This window comes from Bradyrhizobium amphicarpaeae (assembly GCF_002266435.3).
Classification (GTDB): Bacteria; Pseudomonadota; Alphaproteobacteria; order Rhizobiales; family Xanthobacteraceae; genus Bradyrhizobium; species Bradyrhizobium amphicarpaeae.
Window position 1 is genome coordinate 269277 of sequence record NZ_CP029426.2, and the last position, 17641, is coordinate 286917.

14 protein-coding genes, 1 tRNA gene and 1 riboswitch are annotated in these 17641 nt (G+C 66.5%); of the genes, 8 read left to right on the forward strand and 7 right to left on the reverse strand.

Annotated features, from left to right (window positions below):
- Nucleotides 1–6: 6 nt before the first annotated feature.
- A riboswitch (ZMP/ZTP riboswitch) is annotated at nt 7–88 on the reverse strand.
- Nucleotides 89–146: 58 nt separating this feature from the next.
- Nucleotides 147–1865, reverse strand: coding sequence for a heparinase II/III family protein (locus CIT40_RS01305; protein ID WP_162307808.1), 1719 nt, complete (start codon nt 1863–1865; stop codon nt 147–149).
- A gap of 156 nt (nt 1866–2021) precedes the next feature.
- Nucleotides 2022–3368 carry an RsmB/NOP family class I SAM-dependent RNA methyltransferase gene (locus CIT40_RS01310; protein ID WP_094893250.1) on the reverse strand — a complete coding sequence of 449 codons (1347 nt, stop codon included), beginning with the start codon at nt 3366–3368 and terminating at the stop codon, nt 2022–2024.
- Between the two features lie 184 nt (nt 3369–3552).
- Between CIT40_RS01310 and CIT40_RS01315 the strand changes: the two genes are divergently transcribed.
- Together CIT40_RS01315 and CIT40_RS01320 are read left to right on the forward strand one after the other, a co-directional pair.
- Nucleotides 3553–3750 carry a DUF1674 domain-containing protein gene (locus CIT40_RS01315; RefSeq protein WP_094893249.1) on the forward strand — a complete coding sequence of 66 codons (198 nt, stop codon included), beginning with the start codon at nt 3553–3555 and terminating at the stop codon, nt 3748–3750.
- A gap of 51 nt (nt 3751–3801) precedes the next feature.
- Entirely contained in the window at nt 3802–4392 is a 591-nt protein-coding gene (locus tag CIT40_RS01320) for a thermonuclease family protein (protein WP_094893248.1), read from the forward strand.
- A gap of 52 nt (nt 4393–4444) precedes the next feature.
- Here CIT40_RS01320 and CIT40_RS01325 read toward each other — a convergent pair whose 3' ends face one another.
- Both CIT40_RS01325 and acs read right to left on the reverse strand, forming a co-directional pair.
- The gene (locus tag CIT40_RS01325; RefSeq protein WP_094893247.1) at nt 4445–4960 is read right to left on the reverse strand and encodes a L,D-transpeptidase; all 516 of its coding nucleotides are present in this window, start codon (nt 4958–4960) and stop codon (nt 4445–4447) included.
- Nucleotides 4961–5404: 444 nt separating this feature from the next.
- The gene (gene acs / locus CIT40_RS01330; RefSeq protein ID WP_094893246.1) at nt 5405–7351 is read right to left on the reverse strand and encodes an acetate--CoA ligase; all 1947 of its coding nucleotides are present in this window, start codon (nt 7349–7351) and stop codon (nt 5405–5407) included.
- A gap of 401 nt (nt 7352–7752) precedes the next feature.
- Here acs and CIT40_RS01335 point away from each other — a divergent pair, with 401 nt between their 5' ends.
- Complete coding sequence (locus CIT40_RS01335) at nt 7753–8922, forward strand: DNA topoisomerase IB (protein WP_094893245.1); 1170 nt, start codon at nt 7753–7755, stop codon at nt 8920–8922.
- Nucleotides 8923–9014: 92 nt separating this feature from the next.
- Here the strand turns inward: CIT40_RS01335 and CIT40_RS01340 are convergent, their stop codons facing one another.
- The 3 genes from CIT40_RS01340 to tsaD all read right to left on the reverse strand — a co-directional run bounded on the left by CIT40_RS01340 (nt 9015) and on the right by tsaD (nt 11600).
- Nucleotides 9015–9428 (reverse strand): EVE domain-containing protein, encoded by a 414-nt coding sequence (locus tag CIT40_RS01340; RefSeq protein WP_094893244.1) that lies wholly within the window; start codon nt 9426–9428, stop codon nt 9015–9017.
- Between the two features lie 115 nt (nt 9429–9543).
- On the reverse strand, nt 9544–10524 hold the full coding sequence (locus CIT40_RS01345) for an NAD(P)H-dependent glycerol-3-phosphate dehydrogenase (RefSeq protein WP_094893243.1): 981 nt from the start codon (nt 10522–10524) through the stop codon (nt 9544–9546).
- Between the two features lie 2 nt (nt 10525–10526).
- Complete coding sequence (gene tsaD / locus CIT40_RS01350; protein WP_094893242.1) at nt 10527–11600, reverse strand: tRNA (adenosine(37)-N6)-threonylcarbamoyltransferase complex transferase subunit TsaD; 1074 nt, start codon at nt 11598–11600, stop codon at nt 10527–10529.
- A 150-nt stretch (nt 11601–11750) separates the two neighbouring features.
- Between tsaD and CIT40_RS01355 the strand changes: the two genes are divergently transcribed.
- The 5 genes from CIT40_RS01355 (at nt 11751) to CIT40_RS01375 (ending at nt 17536) form a co-directional block, all read left to right on the forward strand.
- Entirely contained in the window at nt 11751–12497 is a 747-nt protein-coding gene (locus CIT40_RS01355) for a uroporphyrinogen-III synthase (RefSeq protein WP_094893241.1), read from the forward strand.
- Nucleotides 12498–12562: 65 nt separating this feature from the next.
- Nucleotides 12563–13813 carry a COG4223 family protein gene (locus CIT40_RS01360; protein WP_094893240.1) on the forward strand — a complete coding sequence of 417 codons (1251 nt, stop codon included), beginning with the start codon at nt 12563–12565 and terminating at the stop codon, nt 13811–13813.
- Nucleotides 13814–13849: 36 nt separating this feature from the next.
- On the forward strand, nt 13850–15586 hold the full coding sequence (locus CIT40_RS01365; RefSeq protein WP_094893239.1) for a heme biosynthesis protein HemY: 1737 nt from the start codon (nt 13850–13852) through the stop codon (nt 15584–15586).
- Between the two features lie 100 nt (nt 15587–15686).
- A tRNA-Thr gene (locus CIT40_RS01370) sits at nt 15687–15762 on the forward strand.
- 124 nt (nt 15763–15886) lie between these two features.
- Complete coding sequence (locus CIT40_RS01375; RefSeq protein ID WP_244611890.1) at nt 15887–17536, forward strand: hypothetical protein; 1650 nt, start codon at nt 15887–15889, stop codon at nt 17534–17536.
- Nucleotides 17537–17641 lie beyond the last annotated feature (105 nt).

Consider the following 17641-nt stretch of genomic DNA (forward strand, 5'->3'; position numbering starts at 1 on the left):
AAGGAGTGTCTATGCCCAGGCGCGCGGCGGATATGTGTCGCGCTTCCCGATGGTGCTCCATCCAAGGTCGCCAGTCGCGCGAACGAGGGCTCGATAGCAGTTTTCGGCGTGTTTCACAACGATCAGATGGGGCCGAATCCGCGCGTTCACAGCGGAAGTTCCGGCTCCCGCCGCGCATTTCTTCGGGCGTTGGTGACGGTCGGCGATGCCGTGGAGCGGACAAAGCTCCAGCGGATCGAGGGCGCCTGCCGCGCGTCCTGGCGGATCACGATCTGCGCGGTGCGGCGGGGGCCGTCATTGCCGGCGAGGAACACGCTGTCCTCGAGGTCGACCTTGTCGTCCAATGCTTCGAAGGTCCAGACGTCGCGGTTCGGCAATACCAGCATGACGCCGCGCGCATCCGACAGCCGGCTCGCCTTCACCGCGGGATGCAGATGGAAACGCAGCGCGAAATCGGCATCCGCGCCCTTGAAGCGTCCGCCCTGCGGCGGCGACAGCGTGTCCTCGCCGTCGATGCGGGCGCCGTCATTGGCGATCATCAGCACGCGGCGGTGGATCGCGCCGAATTTGGCGAGATAGCCGTCATGCGAGGTCGTGAGCAGCGTGCCGTTCTGCACGATCTCGCGATAGCTCTCGACCTCGACCGGCCCGCTGGTGACGGGCGAGCCGTGCAGGAGCCGCTTCATCGCCGACATCTCGACGAACTGGCATGACGACGTCTCGTGATAGGTCAGCGTCGAATGCGCCGCGGTGCCGCGTGCGAACGGCCGCCAATTGTCGCGGCCCGTGGTCGGCATGCCGCAATTGGTGACGATGCGGCTGATGCCGGAGGACAGTTCGAACGACAGGCAGCCGGCATGGGCGTCGTGACTGACGCCGGCCGGCGGCGGCGGGCCGGTGTCGATGATCACGGTGGTCTGGCCGGCATCGAGCCGCTGGAAACCGGTATGCGGCATGTTGGCCATCGGCGCGCCGTGGGTGTCGTCATAGGCGAGCAGCGTGGCGAGCAGGTCCGACGATGTCGCGCTCATGCCGTTGAACAGCGCGAAATTGCCGTCGCCATGCCGGAAGAAGCGCAGCATCGGCATCATGCGGTCGATCGCGTTGAGCAGCGCCGGCGGCGGCGCGATGTTGCGCGCGGCAAAGGTCTGGCGCAGCGGCAGCAGGTCGATCAGGAGCTCGATCAGCGCGCCCGGGTTGCGGGAGATGTGTCCGCCGTCGGGCAGGATCTGCCGCTGCAACTCATCCGACAGCTTCTTCGATGCGCTGCGGATTTGACCCGCCTGGTTGGCGAGGCAGAGGGCCGCATAGCACAGCGCGATCAGCACCTGGAGTTTCGGCACCCCGTCGGGAATGTCGACCATGGTGTAGCGCAGGAAGCGGATCTCGCGGGCGAGGGCGCGCAGGTAGCGGCGGTAGAATTTGTTGTCGGTCTCGTTGAGCACCAGCGGCGCCTGCGACAGCAGCGAGATCACGCGCCGGGCCAGCACGTCGGCGCGTCGCGCGACCGGGCGACGCTTGTTGGCGGGGTTTGCGATCCAGTCCTCGATCAGCGCGCGTGCATTCGCTCGTGTCAGCGCAGTGTCGGCGGCGCGCAAATGGCGTAGCCAGCCGAAGCCGAGCAGCGCGACCTCCCAATCCTCCGACGGCGGCTCGAGATCGAAGATCGAACGGCCGTGGCAATTGACGATCTTGCCGGCGAAGACGAATCGGCCGGCATAGATTTCGGCGGCGCGCGTCGCATCGGCGGTGCGCAGATCGTGCGGCGCGATGATCAGCCTGTCCGTGCGTCCCGGCCAGACCCGCGACAGCGCAACCGAACCGCCGCTCGCGCGCGCAAGCATGTTCCGCGCGAAGCGGTTCATGACCAGCGTCGAGATATGTCTGCGTTGAGCGACCGACACGCCTTGCCTTGAAGGGGGAGAGGATTCCGACGAATCCTTATTAATCCCAAAATCGAACGGCTGACACCACCTTGAACGGCGCGAATCAGTGTCGTGGTCGCAAAATCCGGTGCAAAATCAGGATTTAACGAGTCGGGCCGCGAAAAATCCATCGAGCCCGCCGAGCTTGGGATCGGCGTTCGGCAGATGGCAGGGCAGAGTGCGAAGATCGCCTTCGGGGGTGAGGATTTCGCTCAGGCCCGCGACCTCCGACGCCACGATCGGGGCGCGGCGAAGCGCAGGTTCGGCCGCCAGCAGCGTGGCCACGGCCTGCTCGCCTTCCTCGGGTTCCAGCGAGCACGTGCAGTAGATCAGCGTACCGCCGGGCTTGAGCAGCGTCACGGATTTTCGCAGCAGCCGCTGCTGCAGCACGGTCATGGCGGCGACATCGGATTCCTGCCGCAGCCACGCCACGTCAGGATGGCGGCGGATCGTGCCGGTCGACGTGCAGGGCGCATCGATCAAAATACCGTCGAAGCCTTCGGCAGGGCCGGTCCATTCCACGGCGTCAGCGACGACGGTCTCGGCCTGGAGCGACAGCCGCGCCAGGTTTTCACGCAGCCGCGCCACCCGGGCCGGCGAGCGGTCGATCGCCGTGACATGTGCGCCGGCATGCGCCAGTTGCGCGGTCTTGCCGCCGGGGGCGGCGCAGAGATCGGCAATGGACTTGCCCTTGACGTCGCCGAACAGCCGGGCCGGCAGCGCCGCGGCGGCGTCCTGCACCCACCATTGTCCCTCGGCGAAGCCGGGCAGCATGGTCACCGAGCCGTGCAGCAACATCCGCACCGTTCCGGTCGGCAGCGCCTCGCCATGCAGGCGGCTCGCCCATTGCGCGGCATCGGACTTCACGGTGAGATCGAGCGAGGGCTCGTGGCCGAGTGCCAGCGCCATCTCCCTTGCGGTTGCTTCGCCGTAATGCGCGCTCCAGCGCGCGAGCAGCCATGGCGGCAGATCCAGCGATTGCGCGGCGACCTCCTCGACCAGCGCCGCGCCCTCGCGCGCGCAGCGGCGCAGCACGGCATTGACGAGGCCGGCATAGCGCGCGGCGCGCCGGTCGGATTGCACCAGGCGAACGGAAAGGTCGACGGCCGCGTGATCCGGCACGTCCATCCAGAGGATCTGCGCCGCGCCGATCAGAAGCGCGCTCTGCGCCCGCGGCGCCTCGGAGGGGATGCCCTTGTCGAGCAGGCGGGACAGCACATGGCCGAGCGTGCCCAGCCGGCGCAGCACGGTGGCGACCAGGCGCCGCATCAGCGCGCGGTCGCGGTCGGCCAGCGTCTTCAATCCGGGATGGGCGCCGCTGCCGTCGAGCTGGTCGTCGAGCGTACGGTGCTTGTGCAGCACGCCGTCGACGATGTCGGCAGCAATCCGTCGCGCCGCGAGACCGGGCACTTCGGACGGAGGAGCGAAACGTTGAGATGGCATGCGGCTTAAGGTTCTGAGCGAGCGGCAGTTCCGCCGAGGGGCGCATGCCTTGAGAACCCGATCTCTGGCACGCGAATATGCCAAATGTAAGAAAGGCCTCTCGCCTTTACAGCCCGCCATGACCATCTCAGCAATGCGATATTGGACCTCGCATGTCCCCCGATCCTGCGCTAGGAACCGCGCGATGAGTGACCAGGCCTCCGTTCCCGATCGCAAGAAGCTTCCGCCGGCCGCCCAGCGCGCGCTGGCCGAGGCCGAGGCGCGCCGGCAGGCAGCGGCCGCGCACGACAAGGCTGCGCCGAAGGAATTGCAGGGGCCGAAAGGACCCGAGCCCACCCGCTACGGCGATTGGGAACGCAAGGGTATCGCTTCGGACTTCTGAGCGGTCACTCGCTCTTGCCGGTTCAGCCGACTCAGCCCTAGCGTGCGCGGGATGTCGCGCTTCGATCCCAACCATCCCTACCGGCCCGCCTACAGCGGCTCGCCGTTCGGCCGCCGCTTCTCCGGGCTGCTGCCGTGGATGTTCGTGGTCGGCGTCGTGACGGCGATCGTGCTCGGCTTTCGCCATGGACCGACGTGGCCCGTTCCACATGCGGATGACGGACAGTCGCGCGATGCCGAGATCATCCTGCAGCACTCCGGCAATTCCGACATGCGTCAGCCGGTCGATGTTGTCAGGACCGTGGACGGCGATACTTTCCTTGCGCGCGTGCATCAGCCCAACGGCCGCGATCTCGTTGCGCGCGTTCGCCTGCGCGGCATCGATGCACCCGAGATGAAAGCATCCTGCCAGGGCGAGCTCGACAAGGCGGAGGCCGCGAGCGATGCGCTGCGCAATTTGCTCGGCCAGGGCGGCGTCACGATCTTCAATCTCGGCCAGGACAAATATGGCCGCGTGCTTGCCGACGTTGCGACCAAGCGCACTGCCAACGTCTCGGCGGCGTTGCTCGCGGGCGGCTATGTGCGCAGCTACAATGGTGGCCACCGCGACGGCTGGTGCGGACGCGGCTGGCGCTTCTGGTAACAAAAAGCCGCATCGATCGATGCGGCTTTTCGATTCAGGTCGCGCGCGGCGATCAGCGCGTCACGACCACCGTCGTGCCGACGGAGACGCGGCCGTAGAGATCGGTGATGTCGTCGTTGAGCATGCGGATGCAGCCATAGGAGACGAAGCCGCCGATCGAGCCCGGCACGTTGGTGCCGTGGATCGCATATTCGCCGCCGGCCAGCGTCATCGCCGCGACGCCCATCGGGTTGCGCGGCGAGCCGCCGGGAATGACGTCCGGGATGCTCGGCTTGTCGCGCTTCACCTCGGCGGGCGGTGCCCAGGCCGGATTGCGATACTTTCCGTCGATGCGGGTGGTGCCGGCCCATTGCTTGCCGGACTTGCCGACGCCGACCGGGTAACGCACGGCCTGGCCGTTCCCGACGATGAGATAGAGCCGCCGTTCGCTGGTCTTGACCACGATCGTGCCCGGCGAGTAGTCCGCCAGATGCGTCCCCACCATTTCCGGCCGCGCCTGCGCCGCCGTCGACATCAAGACCCCGGCCCCGATGGTGGCGGCCAGCGCCACAGCAATCCTTATCGACATCGATCTTCCCCTAGCCCGAACGGATCGTCCAAATTACGCAGCACCGGCAATCGCCAGCTTGCCCGTCCTTGTCAGGGGACAATCTTAACCGCGCCCGTTAACCGGTTGGTTTCCAAGCACGGCCGCCAAGGGCCAGCCAGCAGGGGGAACAAAGGAAATGTTCGAAATAAAGTAAATGACCTGAAAACAACACTCGGCGGGAAAGATGCGGCCGCACGGATGCGCGCCCTGACAAGGCCGTGAGGGTGTGAACGGCCGTTGTTTTGGAGGGGGACACGAGCTTGGTCTCGTGTCACGGACGCGACGCGACGCGACGCAACGCGAGGCGGCGCGGCGCGGAGCCGGGACCCAGAGAGCCACACGTTATGCCGTTGGATGGCCCCGACTCGGCAGCGCACCGCGAAGTGCGCGTTGCGCTGCGTCCGGGGTACAAGAGAGCTTGCCTTACGCCGACTTCTTGTTCTGCCGGTTCTGGACGAGATCATCGACCACGGCAGGATCGGCCAGCGTCGAGGTGTCGCCCAGGCTGCCCGGCTCATCCTCGGCGATCTTGCGCAGGATGCGGCGCATGATCTTGCCGGAGCGGGTCTTGGGCAGGCCCGGTGCGAACTGGATCTGGTCGGGCGAGGCGATCGGGCCGATCTCCTTGCGCACCCAGGTGACGAGTTCCTTGCGCAACTCGTCGGTCGGCTGCACGCCGGCCATCAGGGTGACATAGGCGTAGATGCCCTGCCCCTTGATGTCGTGGGGGAAGCCGACCACCGCGGCCTCTGAGACCTTCTCATGCGCCACCAGCGCGCTCTCGACTTCCGCGGTGCCCATGCGATGGCCGGATACGTTGATGACGTCGTCGACACGGCCGGTGATCCAGTAATAGCCGTCCTCGTCGCGCCGGCAGCCGTCGCCGGTGAAGTACTTGCCCGGATAGGTGGAGAAATAGGTCTGCTCGAAACGGGCATGGTCGCCATAGACCGTGCGCATCTGGCCCGGCCAGGAGCGCGTCAGGCAGAGGTTGCCGGTCGTCGCGCCCTCCAACGCCTTGCCGTCGGCGTCGACGATCTCAGGCACCACGCCGAAGAAGGGCTGCGTCGCCGAGCCCGGCTTCAGCTTGGTCGCGCCTGGCAGCGGGGTGATCAGGATGCCGCCGGTCTCGGTCTGCCACCAGGTGTCGACGATCGGGCAGCGGTCGTCGCCGACGACGCGGTGATACCACTCCCACGCTTCCGGATTGATCGGCTCGCCGACCGAGCCGAGCAGGCGGAGCGAGGCGCGCGAGGTCTTCTTCACGGGCTCGTCGCCGGACTGCATCAGGGCGCGTATCGCGGTCGGCGCGGTGTAGAAGATGTTGACCTTGTGCTTGTCGATGACGCTCCAGAACCTGGAATTATCCGGATAATTCGGCACGCCTTCGAACATCAGCGTGGTCGCGCCGTTCGCCAGCGGCCCGTAGAGGATGTAGCTGTGGCCGGTGACCCAGCCGACGTCGGCGGTGCACCAGTAGATGTCGCCGTCATGATAATCGAAGACGTATTGATGCGTCATCGAGGCGAACACGAGATAGCCGGCGGAGGTGTGGAGCACGCCCTTGGGCTGGCCGGTCGATCCGGAGGTGTAGAGGATGAACAGCGGGTCCTCGGCGTGCATGTGCTCGACCGGGCATTCCGTCGTCACCATCGCCGCCGCCTCGTGGTACCAGAGGTCGCGCGTCGGGTTCATGTCGATCTTGCCGCCGGTGCGCTTGACCACCACGACCCAGTCGACGTCATCGGCCTTGGCGAGCGCGGCGTCGACATTGGCCTTCAGCGGCACCTTCTTGCCGCCGCGCAGGCCTTCGTCCGCGGTGATGATGACCTTGGATTTGCAGTCATTGATGCGCTGGGCGAGGCTGTCCGGCGAGAAGCCCGCGAACACCACCGAGTGGATCGCGCCGATGCGCGCGCAGGCCAGCATCGCATAGGCGGCTTCCGGAATCATCGGCAGGTAGATGGTGACGCGGTCGCCCTTCTGGACGTTGCGGGTGCGCAGGATGTTGGCCATCCGGCAGACTTCGTCGTGCAGCTCCTGATAGGTGATGTGCCTGGATTGCGAGGGGTCGTCGCCTTCCCAGATGATCGCGGTCTGGTTGCCGCGCTTGGCGAGATGGCGGTCGATGCAGTTATGGGCGACGTTGAGGATGCCGTCCTCGAACCATTTGATCGAGATGTTGCCGGGCGCGAAGGACACGTTCTCGATTTTCGTCGGCGCGTGCATCCAGTCGATGCGCTTGGCCTGTTCGGCCCAGAAACCGTTCGGGTCCGAGATCGAGCGGGCGTACATTTCCTTGTACTTGGCCTGGTCGACCCAGGCGCGCTTCGCCCATTCCGCGGGAACGTCGTAGATCTTCTCGGACATGCTTTCCCTCCACATACGGCAGGCCGAGCGCTGGCGACTGGCGAGCCGACTTGATCATTGACTGATTATGCGTCGGGCTAACCGGGCCCGACAAGGAGCACAAGCTGGACCTTCGGCGGGCCACCGGCCATGCGGAAGATCAAGGTCACCCGTTGAGATTGTCGCAGATTTGAAACAGGCCGGCGCGGGGCTTCGGGGCCGTGACCCGGATCCGCGCAATGGGCCTGCGCAGAGCCCTCATGCACCAGTTGAGGTATTCAGAAACCGCCTCTCGCTGATTCGGGACTCGCAATAGCGTTCGGAACACCCTAAATGGCCAACCCGGGTCCAACGAGACCCCTAGGAACAAAAATCAGAACAGCGGCATTGACCGATAACAGACAGGGCTAAGGCATAAGGCTATGATGGATCAGCAGAATATCGGGACGATACGGCCCGCTTCAGCCGATCCTGCGGCCGTTGCGCTGGCCAAAGCCCTCGGACAATGGCCGAAACCGGCCCCTTTCAGTCGTCCGAGCCCGAAAAAGGCCTTCGATACGGCGCCCGCGGCGACGGTCGAGGCGCTCGCCAAGGAAGTCGGCCTCCGGCTCGGGGACCAGAACGAGCTGACCATCCGCCGCATCAAGCGCGGGAAGGGTTATTCCTTCGTCCGCCCCAACGGAGCGCATATCCGCGACGCCCGAACCATCCGCCGCCTGCATGCCATGGCGGTGCCGCCAGCCTATCGTGAGGTGCGCTACTCAGCCGATCCGAGCTTGCACCTCCAGGCCGTGGGACGCGATGCCGCGGGCCGGCTGCAATATCGCTATCACGCCGATTGGGAGAAGGTCCGCGAGCACCGCAAGGCGCATCGCCTGGAAAAGCTCGTCGGCGCGCTGCCAAAAATCCGGCGCAAGGTCTCGGCGTTCCTGTCAGGCGACGAACCGACGCGTGAGTTCGCGCTCTCGGCCGTGATCGAGCTGATCGCGCGCACCGCGATCCGCCCGGGCAATGAATCCTACGCCCGTCTCAACGGCACACGCGGCGCGACCACGCTGCTGAAGTCCAACGTCACGCTGGAAGACGATTGCTTCGTGCTGACCTTCAAGGCGAAGGGCGGCAAGGCGGTGCGCAAGGAGTGCGACGCGGCCAAGCTGGTGCGCGCCATCGGTATTTTGCAGGGCGTCCCCGGCAAGCGCATGTTCCAGTACCGCGATGCCTACGGCATCGTGCGCGCGGTCAGCACCACGCAGGTCAACGCGTTCCTGCGCGAGATTGCCGGCATCAAGATTTCGCTGAAGGATTTCCGCACGCTGATGGCCTCGGCCGTCGTCGTGGAATCGCTGTCGCGGATCACGCCGGCGACGAGCCAGCGCGGCCGCAAGAAGCAGGTGCTGGACGCGATCCGCGCCGCTGCCGACAAGCTCTCCAACACGCCGGCGATCTGCCGCAAGAGCTATGTCCACGACACCATCGTCACCGCGTTCGAAGACGGTATCCTCGAACGTTTCGCGGCGACCATGAAGGGCCAGCGCTCGCAGGCACGGCGAGAGCAGCTCTTGCAGCAGGTGGTGGCGACCGCGGCGGTGTAACTGTTCGTTACGACTGTAGCCCGCATGAGCGAAGCGATATGCGGGTACAGTGCTCCCGGATGTCGCTTCGCTCATCCGGGCTATGGTACCAACTAAATCCCGCCCATCTTGCAGACGATCTTCCACTCGTCCGCCGTCACCGGCTGCACCGATAGGCGCGAATATTTCACCAGCGCCATCTCGGCGAGCTTCTTCTCGGCCTTGATCGCGGCCATCGTCACCGGCGTCTTCAACGGCTTGTCGGCCTTGATGTCGACGCAGACGAATTTTTCGGTCTTGTCGGTCGGGTCGGGATAGGCTTCCTTGATGATCTCGGCGATGCCGACGATTTCCTTGCCTTCGTTGGAATGATAGAAGAACGCCTTGTCGCCCTTCTTCATGTTCACGAGATTGATGCGTGCGGTGTAATTGCGCACGCCGGTCCAGGCTTCGCCCTTGGCGCCCTTCGCCACCTGCTGGTCCCAGGACCACACCGATGGTTCGGATTTCACCAGCCAGTAGTTCATAGCGCCGCCCTATCCGTTCGCCATGGCCGGGCTTGCCCCGGCCATCCAATTCTCTGCCATCAATTCAATATCAAGACGTGGACGCCCGCGACAAGCGTGGGCTTGACGGAAGATGTCATTCCTCTGCCTTGAAGGGGCGCGTCATCAGTCCCGAGATCGCGGCGTCGATCGTGCTCCGGCCGCTCAGGATCGAAGCGACGGCTTCCGACACCGGCATCTCGACGTTTTGCGAAGCCGCGAGTTCGATCAGCACCGGCGCGGTGAACTCGCCCTCGGCCAGCCTGCCCGCGGGCGGCTGCTCGCCGCGTCCGAGCGCGAGGCCAAGGGCGAAATTGCGCGACTGCAGGCTCGAGCAGGTCAGGATCAAATCGCCGAGGCCGGACAGGCCGGTGATCGTCTCGCTGCGTGCACCGAGCGCGCGGCCGAGGCGCGTCAGTTCGGCAAAGCCGCGGGTCGTCAGCGCGGCCTGGGCGGAGGCGCCGAGCTTGCGTCCGACCGCAATGCCGACCGCGATCGCCAGCACGTTCTTGGCCGCGCCGCCGATCTCGACGCCGCGGATGTCGGTGGAGTGATAGGGACGGAACGTCGGCGAGCCCAGCGCCTGCACCAGGTTGCTCGCCAGCGCCTCGTCTTTTGCCGCCAGCGTCACGGCCGTCGGCAAGCCGCGCGCGACGTCGTCGGCAAAACTCGGGCCGGACAGGATCGCAGGTTGCGCGTGCGGCGCGGCCTCCGCGATCACGTCGGTCATGAATTTATGGGTGCCGTGCTCGATGCCCTTGGCGCAGGCAACGATCGGCACCGGCCTTGTCAGATGTGAGGCCAGCATGTTGACCGCGCCACGCAAATGCTGCGCCGGTGTTGCGATCAGCAGCATGTCGGCGCGCGCCGACTTGGCGAGATCGCTGGTGACGACGATTTCAGGAGCGATCCGCACGCCGGGCAGCCGCGGATTGTCGCGCGTCGATGCGATCCGCGCGGCATGTTCGACATTGCGCGCCCACAGCGTGACGCTCCGTCCCGCCCGTGCCGCCACGGCTGCGAGCGCAGTGCCCCAGGCCCCTGCTCCGATAACGGCGACGGAATTGAACGCCGGCATCGCTAGTATCCCGCCCGGGTCTTGCCGTAGCCCGCCGGCGCGGTTGCGTTGGCGTCGAGCAGCCAGCGCGCGCGGGGCTGCGCTTCCATCGTGTCGGTCAGGCCGAGCGCGAGGCGTTCGGCCCCGGCCCAGGCGATCATGGCGCCGTTGTCGGTGCAGAGCGCGGGCGGCGGCATGATCAATTGCGTCCCGGCTTGCCGCGCGACCTCATCGAGGGCGCCGCGGATCGCCTGATTGGCGGCGACGCCTCCGGCCGCAACCAGTGCGCGCGGCGCGCCGAATTTTTCGCGGAACAGCCTGAGGCCGACGCTCAACCGGTCTGCGGTCGAATCCAGCACGGCGGCCTGGAAGCTCGCGCAGAGATCGCTGACGTCCTGCGGCGTGATCTCGCCGAGCCGGCTCGCTTCGGTGCGGACCGCCGTCTTCAATCCCGACAGCGAGAAATTGGCATCGGGCCGCCCCTGCATCGGCCGCGGAAACGCAAAGCGCGTGGCGTCGCCGCTTGCGGCCGCGCGCTCGACCTGCGGACCGCCTGGATAAGGCAGGCCCAGCATCTTCGCGATCTTGTCGAAGGCTTCGCCGATCGCATCGTCCACGGTGGTGCCAAGCCGCACATAGTGGCCGACGCCGGTGACCGCGACGATCTGGGTATGGCCGCCCGAGGCGAGGAACAGGCAATAGGGAAATTCGATTCCATCCGTGAGGCGCGGCGTCAGCGCATGCGCCTCCAGATGGTTGACCGCGACCAGCGGCGTGTCGTGCACCATCGCGATTGCCTTCGCGGTGGTGAGTCCGACGATGACGCCGCCGATCAGGCCCGGCCCCGCCGCGGCGGCGACGCCGCCCAGCTGCGCGAAGCCTACGCCGGCCTCCTGCATCGCGTGCTTGATGATGCCGTCGAGCAGGTCGACATGAGCGCGGGCGGCGATCTCCGGCACCACGCCGCCGAAGCGGGCGTGTTCCTCGACCTGGGAACGCACGATGTTGGACAGGATCCTGCCGCTGCCGTCGGGCGCGCGTTCGACCACCGCCGCGGCGGTCTCGTCGCAGGTTGTTTCGATGCCAAGTACCAGCATTGGCGAATTGTTATCCAATTTGCGCCCTTGCGCTCATCCGGAAAGCAGAGTTCTGGTACGTCCGGTAGCATTCCGGGGCCGGATCGCGCAATCGCCATGCGTAATCGTCCTCGTCATGCGTCGCCGCCAATTGGTTCGGGAACACCAGCGATGTCCATTCTCGTTACTCGGCCGCATCCCGACAATGAGGCGACGGCGGAAAGTCTGCGCGCACGGGGGCTTGCCGTGCTGCTTGCGCCGGTGCTCAAGTTCGAGCCGGTCGCCTTCCATGACGAGAGCGAAGCTACCTACGGTGCCATCCTCGTCACATCCGCCAACGCGATCCGTGCCGTCGCGTCACAATCGCATGATCTTGGTCTGCTGGAGCTGCCGTTGTTCGCGGTCGGCGAACATACGGCTGCTGCGGCGCGCGACGCCGGCTTTGCCGAGGTGATCGTCGCCGGTGGCGATGCTGCGTCCTTGCGCGACCAGGTGATGCAGAGCGCGCGCGACAAGGTCCTGAAGAAGAAAAGCACGCTGCTGTATCTCGCAGGCGCGGATCTGTCGCGCGACCTCGGCGGCGAGCTCGGTGCGGAGGGGTTCAGCGTGGTCACGCAGACGACCTATCGCATGGCGCCGGTCAAGCATCTGCCGCGCGAGGTCTGTGAGGGCTTTGCGGCCCACGGCGTCGAGGCGGTGCTGCACTACTCCCGGCGCAGCGCCCGGGCGTTCCTGGATGCGGCCAGGGACGAAGGCGTCGAGATCTCGGCGCTGGCGATACCGCAATGCTGCCTGTCCGAGACGGTTGCCAGCGTGCTGCGCGATGCCGGTGCGTCGCAGGTTCTGGTCGCTGCGACACCGGACGAAAATGCCTTATTCACCACCTTGGAGCGTGCGTTGCGCACCCGTTTGGCGTAAGAGGTCGGGCCGAATCCGACGTAATCGGGTCCGTCCCGAGTATGGAAGTGTGAGGAACCGTCACGATGGCCGACGACAAGCCTGAAGACGCAGGATTGGCTCCTGAGTCCGGCCGTGCCAAGCGCACTCCGCCCACCATCGACCTCGAAGCCACTGAAGTCTCGACCCAGCCGCAGGAAACGGCCGTCGAGCCGGCGGCGCATCCGGAGCCCGAGCAGGCCGCGCACGAGCAGGCCGGGGTCGAGGAATCCGAGGCTGGAGAGATCAAGTCCGAAGCGCTTGGGTCTGAAGAGATCAAGTCTGAGTCGCAGCCTGAACGTGTTGAGGAACAGCCCTCCGTCGTGTCCGCGCCGATTTCGCCCTGGATCATCGCGCCGTTCTCCGGCGCTGTCGCCGCGGCGGTCGTGATCGGGGTCGGCTGGATGCTGGGCTGGCCCGCCGTGCAGGCGCCGCCGGCCGCCCCGCAAGTCTCGAGCGCGACGGTCGATGCGCTCAGCGGCCGCGTTGCGGCTGTCGAAGCCAGGGCCGGCAAGCCCGCCGCCGATCCGGCGATGGCGGCGCGGATCGACGCGCTGGAGAAGTCCGCAAGCAGCTTGCGCAACGACGTCGCCAACCTGCGGACGCAACTCGACAAGACCGCGAGCACATTGAACGATGCGAAAGCGGCGCCGCGCGTGGCCACGCCCGACCTCGCCGCTCTGAGCGATCGCATCGCCCAGCTCGAGCGTGCCGGCAAGACCGAACGCGCCGAGCTCGCGCAGCAGGGCGAGAAGATCGCCGATGCGAAGACGATGGACGACAAGCCGCTGCGCCATGTGGTGGCGGCGGCCCTGCTCGACGTCGCCGTTCGTCACGGCGATGCTTACGAATCGCAATTGGCCGCAGCGCGGTCGCTCGCCGCAAAGCCCGATATGCTGAAGCCGCTCGACACCTTTGCCGCGTCAGGCATCCCGACGCCGGTGGCGCTGAGCCGCGAGCTGCTCAACATCGTGCCGAAGCTGTCGCCGCCGGTGGAAGCCCAGACCAGCGGCACGGGCATCGTCGAGCGCCTCCAGGCGGGAGCGTCGAAGCTCGTCCGCATCGAGCGCACCGACGGGGTCGGCAATGATCGCGGCGCCATCGTCGCGCGGGTGACGGCGGCCGCGTTGCGCAATGATTTCGTGGAAGCACGACGCGAGCTCAAGACGCTGCCCGAGGCCGACCGCGCACCGGCACAGGCCTGGCTCGACAAGGCCGATGCCCGCGACGCTGCGCTCGCCGCCTCCCGCAAATTCGCCGACGATGCGATGGCGGATCTCGTCAAGCCTGCTCAATAAAGGTTCGCGCAACAATCAGCGCGTATAGGGATCGTCATGCTTCGCATCGTCCTCTTCCTCGTCCTGATCGCGCTGGCGGCGGCCGGCGCGGCCTGGGTTGCCGACCAGCCCGGCGATCTCGTCCTGAACGCGGGCAGTTTCCGCCTCTCGACGACGCTTCCCAGATTCGTGTTCATGCTCGGCCTGTTTGCCGCCGCCGTCGTGCTGGTCTGGAGCATCCTGACGATGATCTGGCGCACGCCGGGCCGCCTGCGCCGCCGTCGCCATGACAAGCGCCACGCCCGGGGACGCCACGCCATCACCCACGGCCTGCTCGCGATCGGTCATGGTGACACTGCGCTCGCCCGCCGTCACGCCGAGGCGGCGCGGCGGCATGCGCCGAATGATCCGCTCGCGCTGCTCCTGCATGCGCAGTCGGCGCAGCTCGAAGGCAATCGCGACGAGGCGCAGCGCGTCTTTCGCGTCATGGCCGAGCGCGAGGACACCCGCCTGCTCGGCCTGCGCGGGCTGTTCATCGAGGCGCAGCGCGCTGACGATGCGGTCGGCGCCGTGATGATCGCGGAGGAAGCGATCAAGCTGTCGCCGTCCTCGACCTGGGCCTCGCATGCGGTGCTCGGCTTCCGCTGCGCGCGTGGCGACTGGAGCGGCGCGCTCGCGATCCTCGATTCGAATCTGTCCGCAGGCCTGATCGACAAGCCGGCCTATCGCCGCCAGCGCGGCGTGCTGCTCACCGCACGCGCGCTGGAACTGGAAACCATGGACCGCGATGTCGCGCGCGAGAGCGTGATGGAGGCGATCAAGCTCGCGCCGACGCTGGTGCCGGCGGCGGTGCTCGCGGCAAAATTCGAGAGCGAGGCGCATCAGGTGCGCCGCGCGATGAAGCTGGTGGAGGCCGCCTGGCTCGCCAATCCGCATCCCGATCTTGCGGAGGCCTATGCGCATGTGAAACTCGGCGACTCCGCGCGTCAACGCCTGCAGCGGGTCGAGACGCTCGCGGCCAAGACATCAGCCGACAAGCCCGGCCATGTCGAAGGTCAGCTCGCGATCGCGCGCGCCGCGATCGACGCCTCCGAATTCGCGCGTGCGCGCGAAGTGCTCGCGCCTTACGTCAACGATCCGACCCAGCGCGTCGCGCTGCTGATGGCAGAGATCGAGCGTGCCGAGCATGGCGATAGCGGCCGTGCCCGCGCCTGGACCCTGCGCGCGGTGCGCGGCCGGCACGATCCGGCCTGGACTGCGGACGGTTATGTCAGCGATCGCTGGCGCCCGGTCTCCCCGGTCACCGGGCGGCTCGATGCGTTCCAATGGCAGACGCCGGTCGCGAGCCTGCCTTCGGACAGGGGCACCACGATCGAATCCTCGGCCTTCGAGGAGGCCATGCTGGCGGCCCCGCCGCCGAAGCGGGTGACGGCGGCTCCCAGCGAAGACCCGGCGGAACCGCCTGCGACAGCACCGGCGCCGGTGCCGGCGGCACAGGACAATTCGCCCCCGACGGCCGAGGAAGAGCCGGCCGTTGCGACCGCCGAACCGGTCCAGCCGGCCCCCGAGCCCGCCGAATCATCGCCGCCGGCGGCAACGCCGGTGTTCCGGAGCCGCGCCGATCTCGGCAAACCCGCGGCTGCGCCGATTCCCGCGGTCATCCCGATCGTCCGGGCCCCCGACGATCCCGGGATCGACGACGAGGGTCCGAGCGATGAATTTACGGAACAAATCGGCACGCCCAAGGCCCAGGCCGGCGGCTGGCGCGGATTCTGGTCCCGCTGGGGCGCGTGAGCCGCATTTCGAACCCGGCTTGTCCTTGCCAATTCGGGTCATGCCCGATATCAGGAGCGCGCGTATCGGGGCCGGCATTGCCTTGGCCCCGGCAGGGTTCGCCGCAATAGCTCAGTTGGTAGAGCACGTCATTCGTAATGACGGGGTCGGGGGTTCGAATCCCTCTTGCGGCACCAGCGCCTCGATTGTCCGGTCCTCGCAAGCCTGCGCTCTGCTCGCTGAAGTCGGCTCGCGCGCGTTGCGCTCCGCCCTTGTGTCACTACGATGCGCCGCCGATGAACGCGCGCAACGGGGCAAGTGGTGGGTACGGAGACGAGGGCCAGGACGGATTGGAGCGCATGGCTGCGGATCTCCGGCTTCGTCATTCTCGCCGCCGGCATCACCGCCATCGTCGCTTCCAGATCGCTCGAAGCCTCACGGCTGCACGGGCGCTTGTCCGTTCCTCCGCTTTATGACGACGTCTCCTATTTTCTGGACGCCATCAGGTGGATGAATGCCGTCGGCGACCAGAGCATCGCCGCCAGCGCCTGGAATCTGCTTCACGACCACGCGCCGTTCTCGACGATGGTGGCGATCACGGGATTTGCACTGTTTCCCGGCAGCTTCATCGGGCCTTATCTCGTCCACGCTGTAGTGGTCTTTGCGTTTCTGCTCGGGATTGCCTGGATGGCGTGGCGGCGGCCTGCGCTGGAGGTCGCGTCGTGCCTGATCGCGGTCGCTTGCGTGCCGGTGCTGTGGCACACGGTGACCGAGGCGCGACCGGACCTGCCCTCGGGTCTTTTCATTGGCCTTGCTGTTGGGGCGATCGTTCGCCGCGGCGTGCTCGATCGCGGCGCACGCGCGCTGGCCGGTCTCGGAATTGCCTGCGCACTGGCCGTCGGCATCAAGCCGACCGCGTTCTTTGCCACGCTCGCTCTGCTCGGCAGTGCATTTGCGATCCGGCTGTTCGTCGATTGCCTGGAGGCGGGCGGATTGCGGACTTCGATCCGCAAGGCACTCGGTGCGCTGCTCTGGTTCGTGCTGCCGTTGATCGCGACCACGGCCGTGCTGATCGGGCCCGCACTGGTCGAGACCGTCACCTACATCCTTCACGTTTTCGTCGGTCAGCGCGACCTCTGGACGACAGGCGAAAGTTTCTCGGCCGGTTTGCTGCGCTTCTCGATCGGCGGAGAAGGTCAGTTCGGTCTGCATTATTGGCTCGCCATCGGAACGGGCCTGATGCTGCTGCGTCTGGTGCTTGCGGCTATCTGCGGCAGCGCCGCGCTGCGCGACGCCGTCGTCCTGCTCGCTTCCGTGCTGATCGCCTATGCCATTCCCTCCGTCGCGGCGATCAAGACCTACTATTTCGGCGCGATGTTCTATGGCGTGTTCATCGTCGCGATGGTGCTCAACGGGTGCGCCAGTGTGGCGCTGATCGAACAGCTGCTCGTCCGCTTCGGTTTCCGCGACGACATCCGCCGCTATCTTCTCACGGCCGGCCGGGTGCTGGCGCTCGCATTCGTTCTCCAGCTTTTTCTCAGGCACGTCGTCATCGGCCAGATCAGCACTGCGACACCGCTGAGCGCGCAGCAGCAGGAAAGCATCCGCCTTGCGACCGGGCGGCTCTGGTCGCTGCTGCGGGAGATCAAGCCGGAAACGCCCGGCCCGCTCTATGTCGGCTTCTCGAGCCCTTATCCGGTGACGTCGGCGGCCATCCAGCTCTACGCGGCGCAGGCGAAGATGAATCTCGTCGTACGCGACGAGCTGTATTTTCGAAGCGCACAGGAAACGGGCGATGCGTTGTTGAAGTCGAACATCCTCGTCGTCTCAAGCTCGATCCAGCACACGCTGGTCGGACCGCGCGTCGGCGATGAGCTCATTGCGCGCATGGACGCGGACAAGGGTGTCTGCCTGCTCGACAGCATGAGCTTTCCGGACGTGAGCTTGCGGATCTACCGGCGGGGGTGTTGACCACAGCCGGCCGGTTCGAAATTGCCCCGCGATTGTGTGAGGCCAATCACTTAAATCGGGGCGCCCTCCCCGTAATGTCCCGGCTACGCAAACACGGGGAGATTC